Raw genomic sequence first — 19,625 nt, forward strand, 5'->3', positions numbered from 1 at the left:
ACTTGTATATCTCTTTTACAATTAAGTTTTGCTCCATATTTTCGTGCTATAATCCTTTTATCTAATGTGAAAGGATGGTGAGAAATGTGAGTGGTTATTATAAAAACGCTACAATTTGTTTAAATGGTCATGTTGCATCTTCAATCGACTCTAATTACAGAAAATTTTGCAAAGAATGCGGTCAACCTACTGTATCAACCTGCCAACACTGCGATACCAATATTCAAGGTAATTACTATATTTCTGGATTTTTTGGTGGAACTGATTATGAATTACCGTATTATTGTCATAATTGTGGTTCGGCATACCCTTGGACTGAAAAGCTATTAGAAAATGCTATAGAATTAGTTTCTTTAGATGATGATTTGCCTGTTGAACATAAGAAAATCATTAAAAATGCAATCCCTGATTTGATAATCGAATCATCTACAACGCCTGTAGCACAGGCAAAGTACAAAAAATATGTTTCAAATGCTGCTGACTACGTTCAAGAAGGTCTTAAGAATCTTCTAGTAGATGTGGTTAGTGAATCTGTTAAAAAATCTATTTTTAATTAAATTCATATCTACAGAACGGACAAAATTTTGCTGTTTTCAATGTGTGTCGATTACATTTAGGACATAGTTTTGCGGTTCTTTCTGACAGTCCGAAATTTGTCACCGATACTTCAGTTTGACCATTGCCATAGCCCTTAGAAAATTTATATTTGTGAATTTTTTCTCCCTTAGCATTCCTAACTTCCTCTACCAAAAGTGCTGTTAGGAGTGCTATTTTAATGAGTTGTAGTTTGTTCATATTTATCTCCCCTTTCTGTGTATTTCTTCGAAATGTTCATCAATGAATTTATTCATCTTTCTTGCGTTGAATCTCCAACGATTTAAACTTTCATCTGGATAATGTGCGATTCCTTGTTGTTTAAGTAATTTTTCAAATTTAGGATTGAATAATAATCTGTCTTTGATAGTGTCATCAGATGACATTTTCAATTTGCGTTTTAACTCTTTTAAGTCCCAAACTGGATCAAGTGAGTAATTTAACAATTCATCATATTCATCTTTTGCGATGAGTACATGTGTGTCGGGAATTGGGACGGTTACGCTAAGTGTTTGCGTCATCTTAGGTGCTCCTTTCGTGTATAATGTTGTTATCCCTTTGTGAAGGGAGGTGTTGCCTATGGCTAAGGATCATATGACCATCGAGACATCTTGTCCTAATTGTGGTAAACGTATGAAAATTACAACCAAGAAGAAACACAATAAATGTCCAAGATGTAAACTTGATTTTGTTAGAAAGTAGTCTCGAATGGTATACCTTCATCAATTAATTCATCAATCGTGTTTTTAGATTTTTCTAATTCTCTAATAGCTTTGTTTATTTTTAATTTTTTAATTTCTAAATCTTTTCCGTTAATGTTTAATTGATGAATAAGTTTAGGTCTTTTTCTATCAAGCACCTTTTTAGTAACTATTGCAGTAGTTGCTATTAAGAGTGCTTTTTTGATTAGATTTAAATATTTCATTCCATTTCCTCCTTTAAATTGTTTGTTCGATTGTTTGGTATAATCACCGTTGGTAGAAAAGCTTTCTGGAAAACGACTTTTAAAGTCTTAATCCCTTCTATAACAGGAGTATTTGGAATGCTTCTAGCACTATTAAAATTATTAGTAAGTAATTAAAGAAGTTTAGTTTTCTGTTAATATCAACTATTTCCCAACCAGTAATCTTGATGTGGTTGTCACTACATCGAGATTTTTTATTTTCTTCTCGCATTCCATTCACTCCTTTAAGTTGTTTGTTCGATTGTGGGTATTAATCATTTTTGGGTTCTGGTAATAGTTCGAAGTGTTTTTCTAATTCTTGTGCTGCCCAACGCATTACTTCTTCTAAGTGTTGTTCTCTGCTTACTTCTATTGTTTCTATCTTGCCTGCTTCTTCTATAGTGTGTTCGTATGTTTCTGATTCATCGTTACTATCCATTTGTAAGTAATAATGAACAATCGTAAGTATGTTTCTTTGTTCTGGTGTCATCATGATTCCTCCTATATTTCAATCGCAGATGGTCTAACATCTTTGATGAATTGAATTATTAGGTCTACGTCTTTACGTTTGATGTGGTTGTTAGGTGCGTTACCTTTCATACCAAGATTTTTTTTAGACTTAACTAATAATTTAGATTTAACTTTTCCTAATTGATGACGATACTCTTCTTTAGCTTTCCTGTTTGCTAATGCTTGTTCATATACATCTCCGATTAGGAATTCATCTATCGTTACTTGAATACCAGCTTTACCTAGAATTTGTTCAGCTTTAGACTTGATAGCAAATTTGATAGCGTCAATGTCTTGTGGCGTTACATATTCGCCTTCGAATTTTTCGTTTAATTCTTCTAATTTCTGATTACTTACTTTTCCTGTTGAAATTAAGTAATCGAGTTTGTCACTAACTAATTGTTCAATAAGTTGGTTCATATCATCTAATGAAGTAATTCCGTATGCACTCGCTAACTCATTATGTTGTCTTTCTACTTTGATGAAGTAACCTCTGATTTTTCTTCCAATTTCACTACGTTGTATCATTGAAATTTCTTTCGCCATGTCTAGTGTCATGATGTGGTCGAGTTGTTCATAAGTACGTAGTCTTTTTTGACTTTGTACTTTTACACTTTGAATGATATAGTCGATATTTTCTTCAAAACCGTATGCAATCATCCGTTCCATCCATTTATCATATTGAGTTCCGATTTCTAATCCTTTGTGTAATTCACGACCACTTACTGCAACTGTTCCATCTTCATTACGTTTTAAATTGAATAGCTGTTGAATTTCATTCATTAACTTTTCACCTCTTCTTTGATTTCTAAGATTTTCGCAATTCGTTTCTTTTGTTCAAATGCATCTCTACGTCCACGTAAGATATCTGATAAGTAAGCACTTGAAATACCTAACATATCTGCTAGTTGCTTATTCGTGATGTTACGTTTAAGTAATTCCATTCTTACTTTCATGCCGAATTCTGTTGTTGCCATGATTACACCTCCATTAACTTTTTTACTAAGCATATAAATTATCCATTGAATTAAAATAACTTTTGTGCTAATATTTAAGCATAGCTTAATAAACCTATAACAACGCAATTAAGCACTGTTAAATCGGTTGCTGTCACTCGTTCCCTAACGAATATTTGTTATTTGTTTAATGGCTAAATTTAAAGCTTAAATACAGTATAATAACTTATATGCTATTTGTAAAACTAAAATAACAAATAAGTTAACTGTGATAGGAGAATTTTATGAATTTAGTACAAAGAATACGCAACTTATGTAACTCACAAAGCTTGACTTTTGCTGAATTAGAGAGGATTTTAGGTTTTTCTAACGGACAAATAAGAAGATGGAAAAAAACTAAACCAGGAATTGATAAAATTCAAAAAGTAGCCGACTACTTCGACGTATCTGTTGACTACTTATTAGGAAGAGAAAAAGATGAATACGCTGGCGAGCAAGAAGATGAAGAAATTCGTATTATGCATCGTGGCGTAAAAAACATGACTAAAGAAGATAGAGAAAAAGCATTAAAAATGTTTGAAACTTTCTTCGATAATTGGGACGAATACACTAAAGACAAATAAAGGGGATTTTATTTTGCATTTTGTATATCAAAATTCATTTTTAAAAGCAGCACGAGCTGTAAGTGCATTAATTGAAACTAATTATATAGATAGATTCCCTTTACCTATTAAAGAAATAATAGAGAATGATAGTAATGTGGAATTATTTACGTTTGAAGATTTTTGTAATATGACTGGATACACTTTAAATGAATTACAAACATACGGTGGTTTTGATGAGGCTTTTCATATTAAAAAGGGAAATAAATTCGCCATTATTTATAACGACAATATATATAATAGAAGATTACGTTTTACTCTAGCTCATGAATATGGTCACTATATCATGGAACATGATGGTATGAGCTACGAGAAAACACCTATATTCCAAGATTCTCAACGTACTCATTTAGAGGAATATGAAGCTAACTCGTTTGCCTCATGCCTCCTATTCCCTCTTAATGTTAGATACAAATATCGTAATGTATTGAGTGTAGGTGATGCGGCAGATCTATTCAAAATTAGTTATCAAGCTGCAAAAGTTGCATTAGATATCTTTGATGAACACATGGACAGTGGATTAGAATATCATATTTCAATGTTTGAACATAGGCACATGGAAACTTATATGTCATTTCTTGAAGAAATGTTAGGAGAGCAGTTGGCAGAATATAATCACATAATGAGAACTGAATACGGTTATTAAAACTCACTACGGTAATTACTCTATTACGTTTGAGCCGTTGAAAGTGTACAAATTGCATAGAGTTGATTAACTCTGTCCTACTGACGCTATAATATAAATTTATAAAGGAGAAATATAATGAAAATAATTAATTATCAAGTTAAACTGAGGAAAATTTTTTATACCGTGAGAACTAACAGAGGTAATGTTTTTAGGAAGTCACGTCCTAAAAAGGAAAGTATTATAAAAACACGCAGAAAATTACAAAAATACGCCAGAGAAATTGATAAAAAAAGACAGTAAGTCCAAAGGAGGCGTAGATGATGACATTCGTTATTGAATGCCTATTAATTTTACTAATTGTAAATGTTATTTTGTTAATCATCAATATTTATAAACTTATAAAAGCGAACGAACAAATTTCTAAAAAAGCTTATACCATGTGGACGGTATTAACTATAGTTTTTATCTCTATTATCGTGATAATACTATATAATTTTATTTTTTTATAATTATATAATTCACATTTAGTTACTGCATATGATCAAGATGAAATAAACTTAATCTAAGGGGATGAATACATTGATCTATGTGATTATCGGTTTGTTTTTAATTAGTATTTTTTTATTTATTTTCAGTTTCTTTTTATCGCAGACGGAAGGGCTTACCTATAAAAGGACTTGCAGGACTATAGCCTTAGCTTTTTTGTTATTAGGTTTCTTTTCTTTCATAGGTCACTTGGTTATTTTATTATCTGAATAGATTTAAAGGAGGAAATATCATGTTCGAAAATTTATTAACTTCTATAGGTATTAATTCTCTTAAAGTAGACACTTTAGTCAAATCTGAATACATTTCACCTAACGATTCATTGTCAGGAATAATAAACTTATATGGTGGAAATACAACTCAAATTGTTAATAAAATTGAACTATCTTTAATAGAAAGGTATGACAACCCTGATGAACGCAGTCAGATACCTGTATTAGAAAACGAATTAGAAACCCTTATTTTACACAAAAACATAAATATTAATAAAGAGGAACAAAGAAGTGAAGAATTTAAATTCAATCTTCCTGAAGTTAGTTTTAAAAGAAATCAAGATTATTTAATTTTAAAAACACGAGTATACATTGCAAATTCTGTAGATGCTTACGATGAAGATAAGATATTTTTTAAATAAAGGTGATAATAAGAAGTCTGAAAGCAAATCAAACAAGAAACCTAATGATTCAAAGAAAGATAAAAAAGCAGATAGCAAAGAAAAATCAAACGACACTTTTAGCGACGATAAACAACAAGCTAGTTCAGATGATAGTTATAATGATACTGCTAACAATGAATCTGAAAGCACATCTAAAAACGACAATGGCAAAGCACAAGACAACAACGGTAATAATGAACGCACAGAAGGTAAACAAGCTCAAGTAACACAACAAAATAATCAGCAACAAAGTAACAACAATCAAAATCCACAAAACAATAAAGGTTATATGACACAAGCTGAAATTGATGAATGGAATAGAGCAAAACCTACTACGCATAACGAGTCACAAATGGAACAAGTGCCACAAAACCATTCTGGTGGTCACCCATCAGCGTTTGGTAAAAGTGATGTTCCAGTGGGTACACAAAAAAACTGATTCAAATGGAGATACTTATATAGACGCAACAGGCAAATAATTTATTGGGTACTTAGTACCCTTTTATTTTACTCTATTACGTTTGAGCCGTTAAGAGTATATGAACTACATCAAATTGATTAACAGCGTCCTAGCGGCGCTTTAATATAAATATAATAAAGGAGAAATATAAGATGAACACTTTATATAATTTACGTAAAAAGAATAATTTAGAAATCGATGAATTAACAAACAAACTCAATAAAATTTACGGTACTGATTATGAACCACATCATTTATGGGAGTGGGAAAATCATCAAAAAGACCCTAAAATGAAGGACGCACTAATTCTTGCTGATTTCTTTAATTCTTCATACGAAGAATTCTTAGATAGTAAAATGAGACAAAGATACAAAGAATTATATGATGTTGAAATAAGAGGGATTAATAAGTAAAGATAATGTAATGCTTCCAAAGGAAGTTGAGGGATGGAGAAAGAAAACTTGAAAGAGCGTTTATTACTTAAATGTCAAGAAGCATTTATCATGGGGATAGATAACATTAAAAAAGCAAATAAAAAAAAGATAACCCCAGGGTCATAGGAATTCTCAGCTTACGCCTACCCCCATTCGGGGACCCAGAGCTAATCCTTCTCGAGTTATCTTAAATATATTATAAGTTACATTGATTACTATTTCAAGAATAAATAACCGGGTAGTTCACCTACCCCTATTATTTATTCTGTATCTAGTGATGGTTTTATATATAAACAAAAGTAATTCAGTATAGCAGTATAGTTTCGAGGTGTAGAAATGACTCTAGTTATAAATTGGCTTTTTATTTTATGTGGTATATGTATACTATTATTTGTATACAATGCATATATGTTTCTTAAAATAAAAATGGGAATTTTAAAAAGAACTTACGCTATATGGACTATATTATATGCATTGTGCATCTTTATTATTGCAATTATGCTTTATGACTTTTTGTACTAAATTAAGATTCTATTGGTAAGGAGACTAATTTTGAAAATTTTAAATTGTAAAATAAAATTAAGTGAAGTAATTTATGAAGTACAAACAAATAAAAATAAATATTTTAAATACGCTTTACCTAAAAATATTTCTAATTATAAAGTACGAAAAGTGCTTAAAAATGTCGAAAGTAAATTAGATCATAACTCAAATAATTGATACATTAAAGAGATGTAAATCACAACAACGACAAAATCAACAACAGCTAATATTTCTTATGTGAGAAAGGACTATTTCTTATTATGTTTTATTTCCTTTTTAGTACTATAATCATAATCGTTATGTTGTTTTTACATTCTTTTTATCTAATTCTACGTATTCAAGAAAAGAAAATGACAATAAAAGGGTATTTAATATACATATTAATTTATTTTGTAATTCTAATAATATTATTACTTATTTTTAAAGGTTTAATTTGAGAATATTTTAAAAGGGTAATATACTTACCCTTATTATTTTTACCTTTTTGAGGAGAGATAGTATGCAAACACGACGTTATGATGGTGAAAAGTGGCAATATGAGTTTAAATATGAAGGTAAACGATATCGCAAAAAAGGTTTTAGGACAAAACGAGAGGCAAATTCTGCAGGAATGGATAAACTTAATGAGTTGCGAAATGGCTTTAATACAGACCACAATATTACATTAAAAGCATACTTTGAGAACTGGATTAAAACATATAAACAACCAGTTGTTAATGAAAACACTTATCGTCATTATCGTTTTACTTTAAAGCATATTCAGGATCATAAAATTGGTAACACGGAATTATCAAAAATTAACAAACAAGTCTATCAAAAGTTTATAAATGACTTTTCTAAAGAACACGCTAAAGAAACGATAAGAAAAACAAACGGTGCTATTCGTTCTGCTTTAGAAGACGCAGTTTATGATGGGTTAATACACAAAAATCCAACTTACAAAGTGAATTATAAAGCTGGCAATCCGACTAAGCCAGAAAAAGAAAAATATATATCTTTAAACGATTATGAAAAGTTAAAAGCATATTTAAAAACTATAAATAGTAGATCAGCATTAGCTTTATTTATCATGATTTGTACTGGTTGTCGAATCAGCGGTGTTAGATATATGAAATTAGAATATATAAACCAGTTGAAAAATCAAATATATATTAACGAACATAAAACAGATACTTCTCCTAGATATGTAAGTGTAGCCAAATCAGATATGAAACATATTTTAGATATGATAAATAATTTAATCATCAGTTATGATGGTTACATTTTTAAAGATACTGGTAGTATTATTACTGTGAATGCAATAAACAAAACATTAAAAAAAGCATGTGAAGTAAATGAAATACCTATCATTACATCACATGCTATTAGACATACACATTGTTCATATTTATTAGCCAAAGGTATTTCTATTTACTATATTTCAAAACGGTTAGGTCATAAAAATATAGCAATTACTACATCTGTTTACTCACATTTATTAGAAGAAAAATACAGTGAAGAAGAAACAAAAACGACTAATATTTTAGAAAAGATGTAGTTTAGGGACTCTGTAGGGACTTCAAATGCTTTAATCACCATAGTTATAGCATTTATAAATCTCCTTCGAGGGGGCTAAAATAAGCAACTATTATATATTTACAAAAAAGAATCCCACGTTAATGGGGTTCTTTTTTACAATTCTATTTTCTCACCATTTCGAATTTTGTCAGCTAATTCATTTAATTTTCTTAAACGATGGTTCATACCTGATTTTGATATGGGGCCAGTTGATATCATTTCCCCTAATTCCTTTAAGGAAATTTCTTGGTGCTCAACTCTTAACTTGGCAACCTCTCTTAATCGATCTGGTAAATTATCTAAACCTATTTCTTGATCTATTAATTGAATGCTTTCAACCTGTTTCATTGCAGCGCTTACTGTTTTATTTAAATTTGCTGTTTCACAATTCACTAATCGGTTTACTGAATTTCTCATATCACGGACGATTCTTACATCTTCAAATTTCAACAGTGCTTGGTAGCCACCAATTAAACTAAGGAAGTCGGAAATTTTTTCTGCTTCTTTTAAATAAACAATGCTACCTTTTTTACGCTCAAGATGTTTCGCATTTAATTCGTAACTATTCATCAACTTCGTTAAACCTTCAGAATGATTTTCAAATTGAGAAAATATTTCTAAATGGTATGATGACGTTTCTGGGTTATTGACTGATCCACCCGCTAAAAATGCGCCACGTAAATAACTACGTCTCATTTCATCGTCTTGAATCATATCTGGATCTATTTCATGTGTAAATACACCGTTTTTTAATATACCTAGCTCATCAAGAATTTCTCTTGCTCGCATTTTTGTACGACAAATATAAATATTATTTTTCTTTAATTTCATTTTTTTACGTACTAATATTTCTACTTCTACATTAAAAATACGTTTGATTAGGGAATATATCCTTCTTGCGGTAGTTGCATTCTCAGTTTGAACATTAATCACAAACTGTTGATTGGATAGACTTAATGCCCCATTCATACGAATTAATGCACTGAGCTCTGCTTTTGCATTAGCTTCATCTACATCTATACGAGTTAATTCATTTTTCATATCTGATGCAAAGCTCATAGAACATTCATTCCTTTCTAACATTGCCCTTTTGATTTATGTGATAATAACTACATTTTTTAATTTTATTTCAAAATGGATTAAATGTCTCATCTCAATTTTTTATCTTTCAATAAAAAATCAAGTTTCATCTGTATCCAATAACTAAAATATTATTTACGATTATCATTTGGATCAAATTGAATTGTACTAATAAGATCTAATGCTTTTTCATAAATTAATGTTGATAACACTTTTGTATTATGTCTTACAAAATGTTCATCAGATATTTCGACTAGATTTGAAGCCGTAATGACTTCTATTCCATCTTGCTTTAATTCTTCAACATTTACATCAACAGGATCAGAATTTTTCTCTTTATATTTTCTTAAAACATTCTCATTGAATTGATCGGTACAGCAAATAACATAATCTACAAATGATTGACCTGTTTGGCGATGCAATGCATTAATATGTTCTTTCACGGTATAGCCGTCTGTTTCACCAGGTTGAGTCATAACATTAGCTACATATAATTTAGGTGCAGATGAATTAATTAAGGCTTTAGAAATCCCTTTGACACAAAGATTAGAAATAACACTCGTGTATAGTGATCCAGGACCTAATACAATCAAGTCAGCTTCTTCTAACGCTTCAACCGCTTCTTCCATAGGTTCTACATCATCTGGCTCTAAAAAGACTTTTTCTATTTTTTCTTGTTTCTTCGGAATTTTTGATTCGCCATATACGATTTCACCATTTTCCATAATAGCATTTAACTGAACGCTTGTATTGGTAGATGGAATTACTTTACCTTTAATATTTAAAACTTTACTTAGTTCTCTAATAGCATGTCCAAAGTCATTAGTAATATTTGTCATCCCCGCAATTAATAAATTTCCTAAAGAATGACCACTAATTTGATTTTCTTCAAATCTATATTGGAATAATTGAGTTAGTACAGACTCCGAGTCGCTCAGTGCAGCAATCACATTTCTTATATCCCCAGGTGCTGGAATATCCATTTCATTACGAATTTTACCCGTACTTCCACCATCATCAGCAACAGTAACTATGGCAGTAATATCTATAGGAAACTCTCTTAGACCCCTTGCCAATACAGATAAACCAGTCCCTCCGCCAATTAAAACTACTTTCATTCTTCTCATTGTTGTTCTCCACTTTCAATATGTGCATCTCTATGATGAACATATACTTTATAATCGAAAACGTCGTTAAGATATTCTCCTAAACGTTTAGTTAATGCTACTGAGCGATGTTGACCTCCAGTACAGCCAATTGCTATGACTAACTGTGACTTGCCTTCTTTTTTATAACCAGGAATCATAAATTTCAATAAGTCAGTTAATTTATCAAAGAAGATTTCGGTTTCTTTCCATTTCATAACGTACGTATAAACTTCTTCATCCATGCCTGTTAATGGACGTAGTTCTTCAACATAGTATGGGTTTGGTAAAAATCGAACATCAAATACTAAATCTGCATCCATTTGTATACCGTGTTTAAAACCAAAGCTAGTGACGTTTATTGTAAATGTTTCAAAGTTTTCATCTTCATAGTAATTAACTACTCTAGCTTTTAATTCTTTAGGTTTAAGTTGACTTGTGTCTATGACATAATTTGCAATACTTCTAATTCTTGAAAGATGTTGACGTTCTTCATTAATAGCATCAATAAGTGAACGTTGTCCCTTTTCATTTAAAGGATGTGCTCTTCTAGATTCTTTATATCTTGAAATTAATTTTTCAGTTGTTGCTTCTAAAAACATGACGTCTACAATAACGTCATTTCTACTTTTAATTAAATCAATTTCCTTAACCAATGATTTAAACAGTTCTTTACCTCTTAAGTCTATTGCAATAGCCACTTTTTGTAATGATGGATTACCTTGTTCCATCAATTCAACAAATTTAGGTAATAGTACGGGTGGTAAGTTATCTACACAAAAATAACCTATATCTTCTAGACTTTGAATCACTAAAGATTTTCCTGCACCAGATAATCCAGTGACAACAAGTAATTCACTTTTCCCAATTTCTTTTTCAGAATTTACCATTTTATCGGTTCACCGCCAGTTCAGTTGATATTCATATATTAATAGGTTCATCATACCACACTCATTTTCACAAAGGAATGTAATCAATACTTATAAAAAAGCTAGAACAACAAATGGATTATCATTGTTATAATCCTCCTATTGCTCTAGCTTTATTTCTTGTTATAAACGATATTTAAGCTTCTAATTTATCTTTAATACTTTCAATATAATCAGCCGCACTTTGTGCCGCAATACTACCATCACCTGTTGCTGTTACAATTTGACGTAAACCTTTATCTCTTACGTCGCCTGCAGCATAGATACCAGGTACATCTGTACTCATATCAGCTTGAGTTACAATATAACCATTTTCATTTGTAATACCTAAATCAGTGAATGGTGCAGTTAATGGTTTCATACCAATATAAATAAATACGCCATCTGCATCGTATGTTACTTCTGAACCATCTTTAGTTGACTCTAAAGTTACTGATCCTACTTTGCCATCTTTGTCATTTATTGTTTTTAATGTATGGCTCCAAATAAAATCAACTTTATCATTTTTAAATGCACGATCTTGTAAAATACTTTGTGCGCGTAATTCGTCTCTTCTGTGGACAATCGTCACTTTATCAGCAAATTTTGTTAAGAATGTACCTTCTTCAACTGCTGAGTCACCACCGCCGATAACAAATAAACGTTTATTTTTGAAGAATGCACCATCACATACTGCACAATAACTTACGCCACGTCCGCCTAATTCTTGTTCACCTGGTACGCCTATTTTTTTATATTCAGCACCAGTTGAAATAATAACTGCATGTGCAGTAATTTCTTTGTTTCCTAAATTAACTACTTTATAGTCGCCTTTATCTTCTATTGATTTAATATCACCATATTGATAAGTAGCGCCAAATTTTTTCGCATGTTCAAACATTTTTGTAGATAAATCTGGTCCAGTAATCATTTCAAATCCTGGAAAGTTTTCTACCTCTTCTGTATTTGCCATTTGGCCACCTGGCATACCACGTTCAATCATAACAGTGTTTAAATTTGCACGTGATGCATAAACTGCAGCCGTCATACCAGCAGGGCCTGCACCTATAATTGCTACATCAAAATCTACTTCAGTCATTTACTTGCCCTCCTACTTAATAATCATTAAACGCATTATATATCAAAATAAGTATTTCATAAATTTATATGCTCAGAATATAAGTTATCGTTTTATCAAGTTTATAATTACTAATATCAAACCATTCTTTTATTTGCTTTTTAGTCAATTTTTGGTTGGTATGTTGATAATACAAATATAAGAACGCACCTAAATATCTATCTAATTCTGTTAAATCAGCTTGATCTGCAATAATTGATTCAGCTTGATCTATCCATTGAACAAATAAAGATGTATCATTTCTAAATTCATCAAATTGATATAATTTGACCATGCCACGATGTATGAAATCTAATTTATTTAGTGTCAAACCTTGAACTAAGTATGTTAAATATAGTTTCTCATAATCATTCATCGTTTCTAATACGGCCCAAATTTCTTCTGTAATCATTATTTCTTTACCATTCAATTGATTCAACAAGAATATACCATATAATCTATAATGACTATCGTCGTCCATTAATAAAGGTAAAATACGTTGATCAAATACATGTTTACTTTCTTCAATTACCCATGGTGGAAAACCTACATCAACTTTAGAAATTTGTAATAACTTGTTCCAAAATTGAATACTTTCATCTTTATTTCCTAGGTAATAATAATTGTAGCTTAAGGCATTAAACATTTGAATAGAAGCAAATTTCCCTTTTTTATATAAAGGAAGCAATAATTTTTGAGAAGCATGATATTGTTTCAAATAACTTAAGACAATACCTAATTTAAAACTTTCATCGTCATTCATTGGCATGACTTTGTTTAAAATATTTAAGTAACGCTTATATTTATCCATATCATTTGTATTGTAAAGTAGTAACGTATAATGACACAGTGCATGAACATCTGAATTATCTTCATTTAGTAACTCTTCAAACATGTCCTTTGCTATATCATATTCGCCTAAATATAAATAACACATCGCTAATAAATTTTTTATCACTCGATGATTTTGAATATCTTCATCTTGATTTAAAATATAAGTTCTCGCTTCTTCTAAACGTCCCTGTGAAAATAAAAATTGAAATAATAGTTGTACTGCAAATAGTTGTGCTTCGATTTCTATTTGATGTTCGTTTGAATACGACACATCGAATGTTTGTTCAAGCTCATCTCGGAAATCTTGATCATCTGTAATTAATACATAATTAATACCAAACAAGAATGCCTTGTTTGGTTCATTTAATTCAATGTTTAACTGACTCAACTCATAAAAACTATCTGCCTTACGTCTATCATTTATAATATTTTCATAAAATACCTTTTCAGCTTGGCTTCCAAAACCTAGTTTTAGTAAACATTGAGCATAGTTTAATTGAATATCAAAATCCTCAGGTGACAATTCTAGCACTTTACCGTAATAATCGACTGCTTTTTTATAATCTTGTTGCTTCCACTTCTGATTAGCCATTTTACGATAAAACGGTTCATCAAAAGCCATTGAAATAATTTTATTGTTTTTATCTGCCAAAGATTGTCACCTCCATCTTTAATTTATTTTTATAGGATTACCAATCGCATATGCGCAATCTGGCACATCTTTTGAGACAACTGTTCCTGCACCAATGGTGACATGACTTCCAATAGTTACTCCAGGAAGTATTGTCACATTAGCACCTATTAATGTATTATGACCTATTTGAACTTTACCATATTTAAATTCATCCACTAAAATTTCGTGCGTTAATATTGTAGTATTATAACCAATCACACTATTGTTGCCAACAGTTATTAATTCGGGATAAAACAAATCTGGTACTACTTTATATGCGAATACAGTTTGTTTGCCAATATTCATTTTTAAATACTTACGATAGATAACATTTTTTAATTTTAAATTTGGCATTACTCGACAAATTTCAATTATTAATGTTTGTTTAAACACTTTTGGAAAACGTATTAGTCGATATATTTGCCATAATGGATTAATCGATGATTTTTGATATCTATCATGTGTTTGGAGTTTTCTCATTGAAAATCTACACCTTTTGCTTTGGCCAACTTAATGGACCAGCATTTTTATAAACAGGTGGTTGAAATTTATATCGTCTATAAATAATTAAAATAATACTAATAATGATAAGTATAACCGATACTAATTGTGCCACTCTTATATGACTTGTCAACATCAAGCTGTCTGTTCTAAGTCCTTCAACAAAGAAACGACCTATTGAATACCAAATTAGATATAAGAAGAATGTTTCTCCTAGTTTCAAATGCTTTCTAATCGAAATTAATAAGATAAATCCTAACACATCCCATACTGATTCGTATAAAAATGTTGGATGATAATAATGACCATCAATATACATATTATTAATAATAAATCGAGGTATATGAAGTTGTTCCAAGAATGTTTTAGATACTATACCGCCGTGTGCTTCATGGTTCATGAAATTGCCCCATCGTCCAATACCTTGAGCTAAAATAATACTCGGTGCGACAATGTCTCCAATTTGGAATGGGTTTATATTTTTTAATTTACATACGATAACTCCTGTAATAAAGCCACCTATTAATCCTCCATGGATAGCTATACCGCCATGCCATATTTTAGGTATTTCTCCTGGATTTTGCATGTAATATGGCCATTGGAATATTACAAAATATATACGAGCTACAATAAAACCAAATATGGCACAATAAAAGATAACATCTACTAATGTGTCTTTATGTAGACCAACTCTCTTCAAAGCTTCTTGTGCTACAAAATACCCTATTAAGATACCACAAGCAATTATAATTCCATACCATCGTATTTGTAATGGACCTAGGTGAAATGCGACAGGATCAATATAACTCAAAGTTAAATCCATAAACTAATTACTCCTCACTTTTATGACTGTTACGAACAATTTCATCATTAAGTCGTTCGCTAAATTCTTCTGCTGTATTTATTCCCATAATATTTAAACGATAGTTCATAGCAGCAACTTCAATAATAACTGCAACGTTTCGTCCAGGTCTTACAGGAATTGTTTTTTTCGTGATTTCAGTATCTAAAATACGTAAAGTCTCTTCGTTTAAGCCGACTCTATCGTATAACTTTTCTTTATCCCAGTTTTCTAAATTAATATTTAAACGGATTTGTTTTTCAGTTAAAATTGAGCCCGCCCCAAATAATGTCATCACATTAATGATTCCTAAACCACGTATTTCTAATAAATGTTCTATTAATTTTGGTGGTTTACCTATTAATTCATCTTTAGTAATTTCTCTTATCTCAACATTGTCATCAGCAACTAATCTATGTCCTCTTTTAACTAATTCTAATGCTGTTTCACTTTTACCGATACCAGAGTCACCAGTTATGAGAACACCTACACCATAAACATCAACTAGTACGCCATGTAATGATGTTGTTTTTGCTAGTTCATGTTCTAAAAATGTAGTTAATCTACTCATTAAACTTGTCGTTGCATCTTTAGCAACAATAAGTGGTGTATTTAATTCTTTTGCTGATTCAACTAATTCTTCAGGAGGCTCTAATCCTCTTGTTACTATAATTGCAGGTGTATCTGGTCGACATAATTTTCTCATTCTTCCTTGACGTTCATCATCTGGAAGTAAATTATAAAATGATAACTCAGTCGTACCTAATAATTGTATTCTGTCTGAAGCGTAATGTGAGAAGTAACCAGCCATTTCTAAACCAGGTCTAGAGATATCTGTGTTTTTAATTGGTTTATTTAATCCTTCTTCCCCAGCTATTAATTCTAATTTTAATAATTCAACTAATCTTTCAGTTGTTAACATGTGTTCACCTCTATTTGAAATGTTACTACAATTTCGCTTTCTTTAATCATATCAAAAATCAAACTACTTTCTATATCAAAAAGTTACGCTTATTTAATATTTAGAAAATACGCTCTATAAATTAAGCCTTATTGAATACTTTATTATGTATATTGTTTTTGAAAAATGTGTATTCTTTTTAATTTGGATGATAAATATCTACATTTAAAAAAGATGATTCCAGTATACTCTGAAATCACCTTAATATAAATTATAACATCATTCTTTTATGATTAATCTTTATTTCTATCTCTTTCTAATACAGTTTTTAAATATTGTCCTGTATAAGAGTTTTCTACATTCGCAATGTCTTCAGGCGTACCAGTAGCAACGATCGTTCCACCACCATCGCCACCTTCTGGGCCTAAATCAATAATATGATCTGCAGTTTTAATGACATCTAAGTTATGTTCAATAATCACAACAGTATCACCATTTTCAACAAGACGATTTAATACCTTTAATAATCTGCTAATATCATCTACATGTAAACCAGTTGTTGGTTCGTCTAAAATGTAAATGGAACGTCCTGTAGAGCGTTTATGCAATTCTGATGCGAGTTTAACACGTTGTGCTTCCCCACCAGATAAAGTTGTTGCTTGCTGTCCTAATGTGACATATCCTAAACCAACATCTACTAATGTCTGTAGTTTACGTTTAATCTTAGGTATATTTTCAAAGAAATGAGTTGCATCTTCAGCAGTCATTTCTAAAACATCAGCAATATTTTTACCTTTATATGTGACTTCAAGTGTTTCTCTATTATATCGTTTACCGTCACATACCTCACAAGGAACATAAACATCTGGTAAGAAATGCATTTCTATTTTAATAATACCGTCGCCTTTACAAGCTTCACAACGTCCGCCTTTAACATTAAAACTAAAACGACCTTTTTGATAGCCACGTATTTTAGCTTCATTGGTTTGAGCAAAAACATCTCTTATATCATCAAACACGCCTGTATAAGTTGCTGGATTTGAACGTGGTGTTCTACCAATCGGTGATTGATCAATATCGATGATTTTATCTAATTGATCTATGCCTTTAATAGAATCATATTCTCCAGGTTTCACTTTAGATTTATTAATTTTTTGTGCTAGAGATTTATATAACATTTCATTGACTAATGAACTTTTACCTGAACCTGATACACCTGTCACTACAGTCATTACTGATAGAGGGAAATCAACATCTACATTTTTTAAGTTATTGCTTTTAGCACCTTTAATACTAATTTTCTTTTTCGTAACTTCCCGACGATATTCAGGTACATCAATTTTCTTCTTACCACTTAAATATTGTCCAGTTAATGAGTTTTTATCTTTCATCACTTGTTTTGGTGTACCTTGTGCAACAATTTCACCACCGTGACTACCAGCACCTGGACCTACATCCACTAAATAATCTGCAGAACGCATCGTATCATCATCATGTTCTACAACAATCAATGTATTGCCTAAATCCCGCATTTCTTTAAGTGTGTTAATTAGACGATCATTATCACGCTGATGTAAACCTATTGAAGGTTCGTCTAAAACATAAAGTACACCTGTTAAACGAGACCCAATTTGTGTTGCTAATCGAATTCGTTGTGCTTCACCACCAGATAATGTTCCAGAAGCACGGTTTAATGTAAGGTATTCAAGCCCAACATTATTTAAGAAAGCTAGACGTGAAATAATTTCCTTAAGAATTTGATTTGCTATTGCTTGGTCTTGTTCTGATAGTTCAATGTTTTGATAATATTTCAATGCTTCTTTAATCGAATCTTGAACAACTTCGCCTATATTATATCCACCAACATAAACAGACAATGCTTCTTTACTTAAACGCTTGCCATGACAAGTCTCACAAGGTAACTCGGTCATGTATCTACTCATCATTTCACGAGTATATTCTGATGGTGATTCATGATATCGACGATCAATATTATTAAGAACACCTTCAAAGACCATTTTTCTTTTACGTTTGCCACCACCAAATCGTTGGTTAAAGGTAAACTCTATTTCTTTATCGCCTGAGCCATGCATTAATATATTTTTCTGTCTGTCGGTAAGTTTTTTATAAGGTTTATCCATATTAATTTTATAAACTTCACAGACACGTTTTAGTAAAGTTGGATAAAAATCTGAACTTGTTGGCTCCCAAGGTTCAATGGCACCTTCGTTTAGTGTTTTGTTTGGGTCAGGTATAACTAAATCCATATCGACTGTTAATCTTTGACCTAACCCATCACAAGTAGGACAAGCACCAAATGGGCTGTTAAAACTAAACATTCGTGGTTCTAATTCGCCAATTGAGAATCCACAAATAGGACATGCATGATTTTCAGAGAACTTTAGGTCTTCTCCATCAATTACATCAACTGTTAAACTTCCTTCAGATAATTCAAGTGCTGTTTCTATAGAATCTGCTAGTCTTGTTTCAATTCCTTCTTTAATTACTAGTCTATCAACAACAACTTCTATAGTATGGTTTTTGTTTTTATCTAAATCTGGCACTTCATTAACATCAACAATTTCTCCGTCTACTCGTAAACGTACATAACCTTTTTTGCCAATATCTTCGATTAGCTTTTCATGACTTCCTTTACGATGTGAAACCACAGGAGCTAACAATTGAATTTTTGTTCGCGTTTCTAATTCTAATATTCTATCTACCATTTGTTGAACAGTCTGTGACTCTATTTCAATATTATGGTTTGGACAATAAGGTTTACCCACTCGAGCATATAATAATCTGATATAATCGTAAATTTCAGTTACGGTTGCAACTGTAGATCGTGGGTTCTTACTTGTTGTCTTTTGATCAATGGAAATAGCCGGTGATAATCCTTCAATAGTATCTACATCTGGTTTATCCATTTGACCTAAAAATTGTCGTGCGTATGCACTTAATGATTCTACATATCTTCTTTGGCCTTCTGCATAAATAGTGTCAAAGGCTAATGAAGACTTACCTGAACCTGAAATACCTGTCATTACAATTAATTTGTCTTTAGGTAATTCAATATCGACACCTTTTAAATTATGCGCTCTTGCACCTTTCACTACTATGGATGGTTCTCTCATTTA

General features: G+C 31.1%; 24 protein-coding genes. 9 read left to right on the forward strand and 15 right to left on the reverse strand.

The genetic code is table 11. The features are described from left to right. Window positions 1–77 precede the first annotated feature (77 nt). A complete protein-coding gene (locus tag Q4528_RS02545) occupies window positions 78–557 on the forward strand; it encodes a DUF2321 domain-containing protein (RefSeq protein WP_157772506.1) in 480 nt (159 codons plus the stop codon). Here Q4528_RS02545 and Q4528_RS02550 read toward each other — a convergent pair. Both Q4528_RS02550 and Q4528_RS02555 read right to left on the reverse strand, forming a co-directional pair. Further along, window positions 550–795, reverse strand: a complete 246-nt coding sequence (locus tag Q4528_RS02550; protein WP_072291901.1) for a hypothetical protein — start codon at window positions 793–795, stop codon at window positions 550–552. The genes Q4528_RS02545 and Q4528_RS02550 overlap by 8 nt on opposite strands. Window positions 796–797: 2 nt before the next feature. Then, window positions 798–1,115: a DUF771 domain-containing protein gene (locus Q4528_RS02555; protein WP_017636932.1), complete on the reverse strand. Its 318-nt coding sequence runs from the start codon at window positions 1,113–1,115 to the stop codon at window positions 798–800. 58 nt (window positions 1,116–1,173) lie between these two features. On the opposite strand from Q4528_RS02555, the gene Q4528_RS02560 reads away from it, so the two are divergent. Next, on the forward strand, window positions 1,174–1,296 hold the full coding sequence (locus Q4528_RS02560; RefSeq protein ID WP_017636933.1) for a hypothetical protein: 123 nt from the start codon (window positions 1,174–1,176) through the stop codon (window positions 1,294–1,296). On the opposite strand, the gene Q4528_RS02565 is transcribed toward Q4528_RS02560, so the two are convergent. From Q4528_RS02565 to Q4528_RS02580, 4 genes are all read right to left on the reverse strand, one after another. Continuing rightward, window positions 1,286–1,519: a hypothetical protein gene (locus Q4528_RS02565; RefSeq protein ID WP_017636934.1), complete on the reverse strand. Its 234-nt coding sequence runs from the start codon at window positions 1,517–1,519 to the stop codon at window positions 1,286–1,288. The genes Q4528_RS02560 and Q4528_RS02565 overlap by 11 nt on opposite strands. A 289-nt stretch (window positions 1,520–1,808) precedes the next feature. Next, window positions 1,809–2,027, reverse strand: a complete 219-nt coding sequence (tscA, locus tag Q4528_RS02570) for a type II toxin-antitoxin system antitoxin TscA (protein WP_017636936.1) — start codon at window positions 2,025–2,027, stop codon at window positions 1,809–1,811. Window positions 2,028–2,038: 11 nt separating this feature from the next. After that, window positions 2,039–2,830 carry a phage antirepressor Ant gene (locus tag Q4528_RS02575; protein WP_017636937.1) on the reverse strand — a complete coding sequence of 264 codons (792 nt, stop codon included), beginning with the start codon at window positions 2,828–2,830 and terminating at the stop codon, window positions 2,039–2,041. Further along, complete coding sequence (locus Q4528_RS02580; protein ID WP_009382133.1) at window positions 2,830–3,024, reverse strand: helix-turn-helix domain-containing protein; 195 nt, start codon at window positions 3,022–3,024, stop codon at window positions 2,830–2,832. Before Q4528_RS02580 ends, Q4528_RS02575 begins: the two co-directional genes overlap by 1 nt. Window positions 3,025–3,287: 263 nt before the next feature. On the opposite strand from Q4528_RS02580, the gene Q4528_RS02585 reads away from it, so the two are divergent. The 7 genes from Q4528_RS02585 to Q4528_RS02615 all read left to right on the forward strand — a co-directional run bounded on the left by Q4528_RS02585 (window position 3,288) and on the right by Q4528_RS02615 (window position 8,468). Further along, window positions 3,288–3,626, forward strand: a complete 339-nt coding sequence (locus Q4528_RS02585; RefSeq protein WP_017636938.1) for a helix-turn-helix domain-containing protein — start codon at window positions 3,288–3,290, stop codon at window positions 3,624–3,626. Between the two features lie 13 nt (window positions 3,627–3,639). Then, window positions 3,640–4,311, forward strand: a complete 672-nt coding sequence (locus tag Q4528_RS02590; RefSeq protein ID WP_303520418.1) for an ImmA/IrrE family metallo-endopeptidase — start codon at window positions 3,640–3,642, stop codon at window positions 4,309–4,311. Between the two features lie 760 nt (window positions 4,312–5,071). Beyond that, window positions 5,072–5,473, forward strand: a complete 402-nt coding sequence (locus Q4528_RS02595; protein WP_017636942.1) for a sporulation protein — start codon at window positions 5,072–5,074, stop codon at window positions 5,471–5,473. Next, window positions 5,448–5,933, forward strand: coding sequence for a hypothetical protein (locus Q4528_RS02600; RefSeq protein WP_029056498.1), 486 nt, complete (start codon window positions 5,448–5,450; stop codon window positions 5,931–5,933). The genes Q4528_RS02595 and Q4528_RS02600 overlap by 26 nt, the downstream gene beginning before the upstream one ends. Before the next feature lie 173 nt (window positions 5,934–6,106). Further along, the gene (locus Q4528_RS02605) at window positions 6,107–6,367 is read left to right on the forward strand and encodes a transcriptional regulator (RefSeq protein WP_017636944.1); all 261 of its coding nucleotides are present in this window, start codon (window positions 6,107–6,109) and stop codon (window positions 6,365–6,367) included. A gap of 573 nt (window positions 6,368–6,940) precedes the next feature. Further along, on the forward strand, window positions 6,941–7,108 hold the full coding sequence (locus tag Q4528_RS02610) for a hypothetical protein (RefSeq protein ID WP_017636946.1): 168 nt from the start codon (window positions 6,941–6,943) through the stop codon (window positions 7,106–7,108). 322 nt (window positions 7,109–7,430) lie between these two features. Beyond that, window positions 7,431–8,468, forward strand: coding sequence for a tyrosine-type recombinase/integrase (locus tag Q4528_RS02615; RefSeq protein ID WP_017636947.1), 1,038 nt, complete (start codon window positions 7,431–7,433; stop codon window positions 8,466–8,468). A gap of 134 nt (window positions 8,469–8,602) precedes the next feature. Here Q4528_RS02615 and whiA read toward each other — a convergent pair whose 3' ends face one another. The 9 genes from whiA to uvrA form a co-directional block, all read right to left on the reverse strand. Beyond that, window positions 8,603–9,547: a DNA-binding protein WhiA gene (gene whiA, locus Q4528_RS02620; RefSeq protein WP_017636948.1), complete on the reverse strand. Its 945-nt coding sequence runs from the start codon at window positions 9,545–9,547 to the stop codon at window positions 8,603–8,605. 152 nt (window positions 9,548–9,699) lie between these two features. Next, window positions 9,700–10,695, reverse strand: coding sequence for a gluconeogenesis morphogenetic factor MgfK (gene mgfK, locus Q4528_RS02625; RefSeq protein WP_046466468.1), 996 nt, complete (start codon window positions 10,693–10,695; stop codon window positions 9,700–9,702). Further along, on the reverse strand, window positions 10,692–11,603 hold the full coding sequence (gene rapZ, locus Q4528_RS02630; protein ID WP_017636950.1) for an RNase adapter RapZ: 912 nt from the start codon (window positions 11,601–11,603) through the stop codon (window positions 10,692–10,694). The genes mgfK and rapZ overlap by 4 nt, the downstream gene beginning before the upstream one ends. A gap of 175 nt (window positions 11,604–11,778) precedes the next feature. Then, window positions 11,779–12,720, reverse strand: a complete 942-nt coding sequence (trxB, locus tag Q4528_RS02635; RefSeq protein WP_029056494.1) for a thioredoxin-disulfide reductase — start codon at window positions 12,718–12,720, stop codon at window positions 11,779–11,781. Window positions 12,721–12,784: 64 nt separating this feature from the next. Beyond that, window positions 12,785–14,224, reverse strand: a complete 1,440-nt coding sequence (locus Q4528_RS02640; RefSeq protein WP_303520429.1) for a tetratricopeptide repeat protein — start codon at window positions 14,222–14,224, stop codon at window positions 12,785–12,787. Window positions 14,225–14,242: 18 nt separating this feature from the next. Continuing rightward, on the reverse strand, window positions 14,243–14,725 hold the full coding sequence (locus Q4528_RS02645) for an acyltransferase (protein WP_017638170.1): 483 nt from the start codon (window positions 14,723–14,725) through the stop codon (window positions 14,243–14,245). A gap of 7 nt (window positions 14,726–14,732) precedes the next feature. Beyond that, entirely contained in the window at window positions 14,733–15,569 is an 837-nt protein-coding gene (gene lgt / locus Q4528_RS02650) for a prolipoprotein diacylglyceryl transferase (protein WP_303520431.1), read from the reverse strand. 7 nt (window positions 15,570–15,576) lie between these two features. After that, complete coding sequence (gene hprK / locus Q4528_RS02655; RefSeq protein ID WP_017638172.1) at window positions 15,577–16,509, reverse strand: HPr(Ser) kinase/phosphatase; 933 nt, start codon at window positions 16,507–16,509, stop codon at window positions 15,577–15,579. 272 nt (window positions 16,510–16,781) lie between these two features. Further along, the gene (uvrA, locus tag Q4528_RS02660) at window positions 16,782–19,622 is read right to left on the reverse strand and encodes an excinuclease ABC subunit UvrA (RefSeq protein WP_303520432.1); all 2,841 of its coding nucleotides are present in this window, start codon (window positions 19,620–19,622) and stop codon (window positions 16,782–16,784) included. Between the last annotated feature and the right edge of the window lie 3 nt (window positions 19,623–19,625).

Source organism: Staphylococcus pasteuri, from assembly GCF_030547725.1.
GTDB classification, from domain to species: domain Bacteria; phylum Bacillota; class Bacilli; order Staphylococcales; family Staphylococcaceae; genus Staphylococcus; species Staphylococcus pasteuri.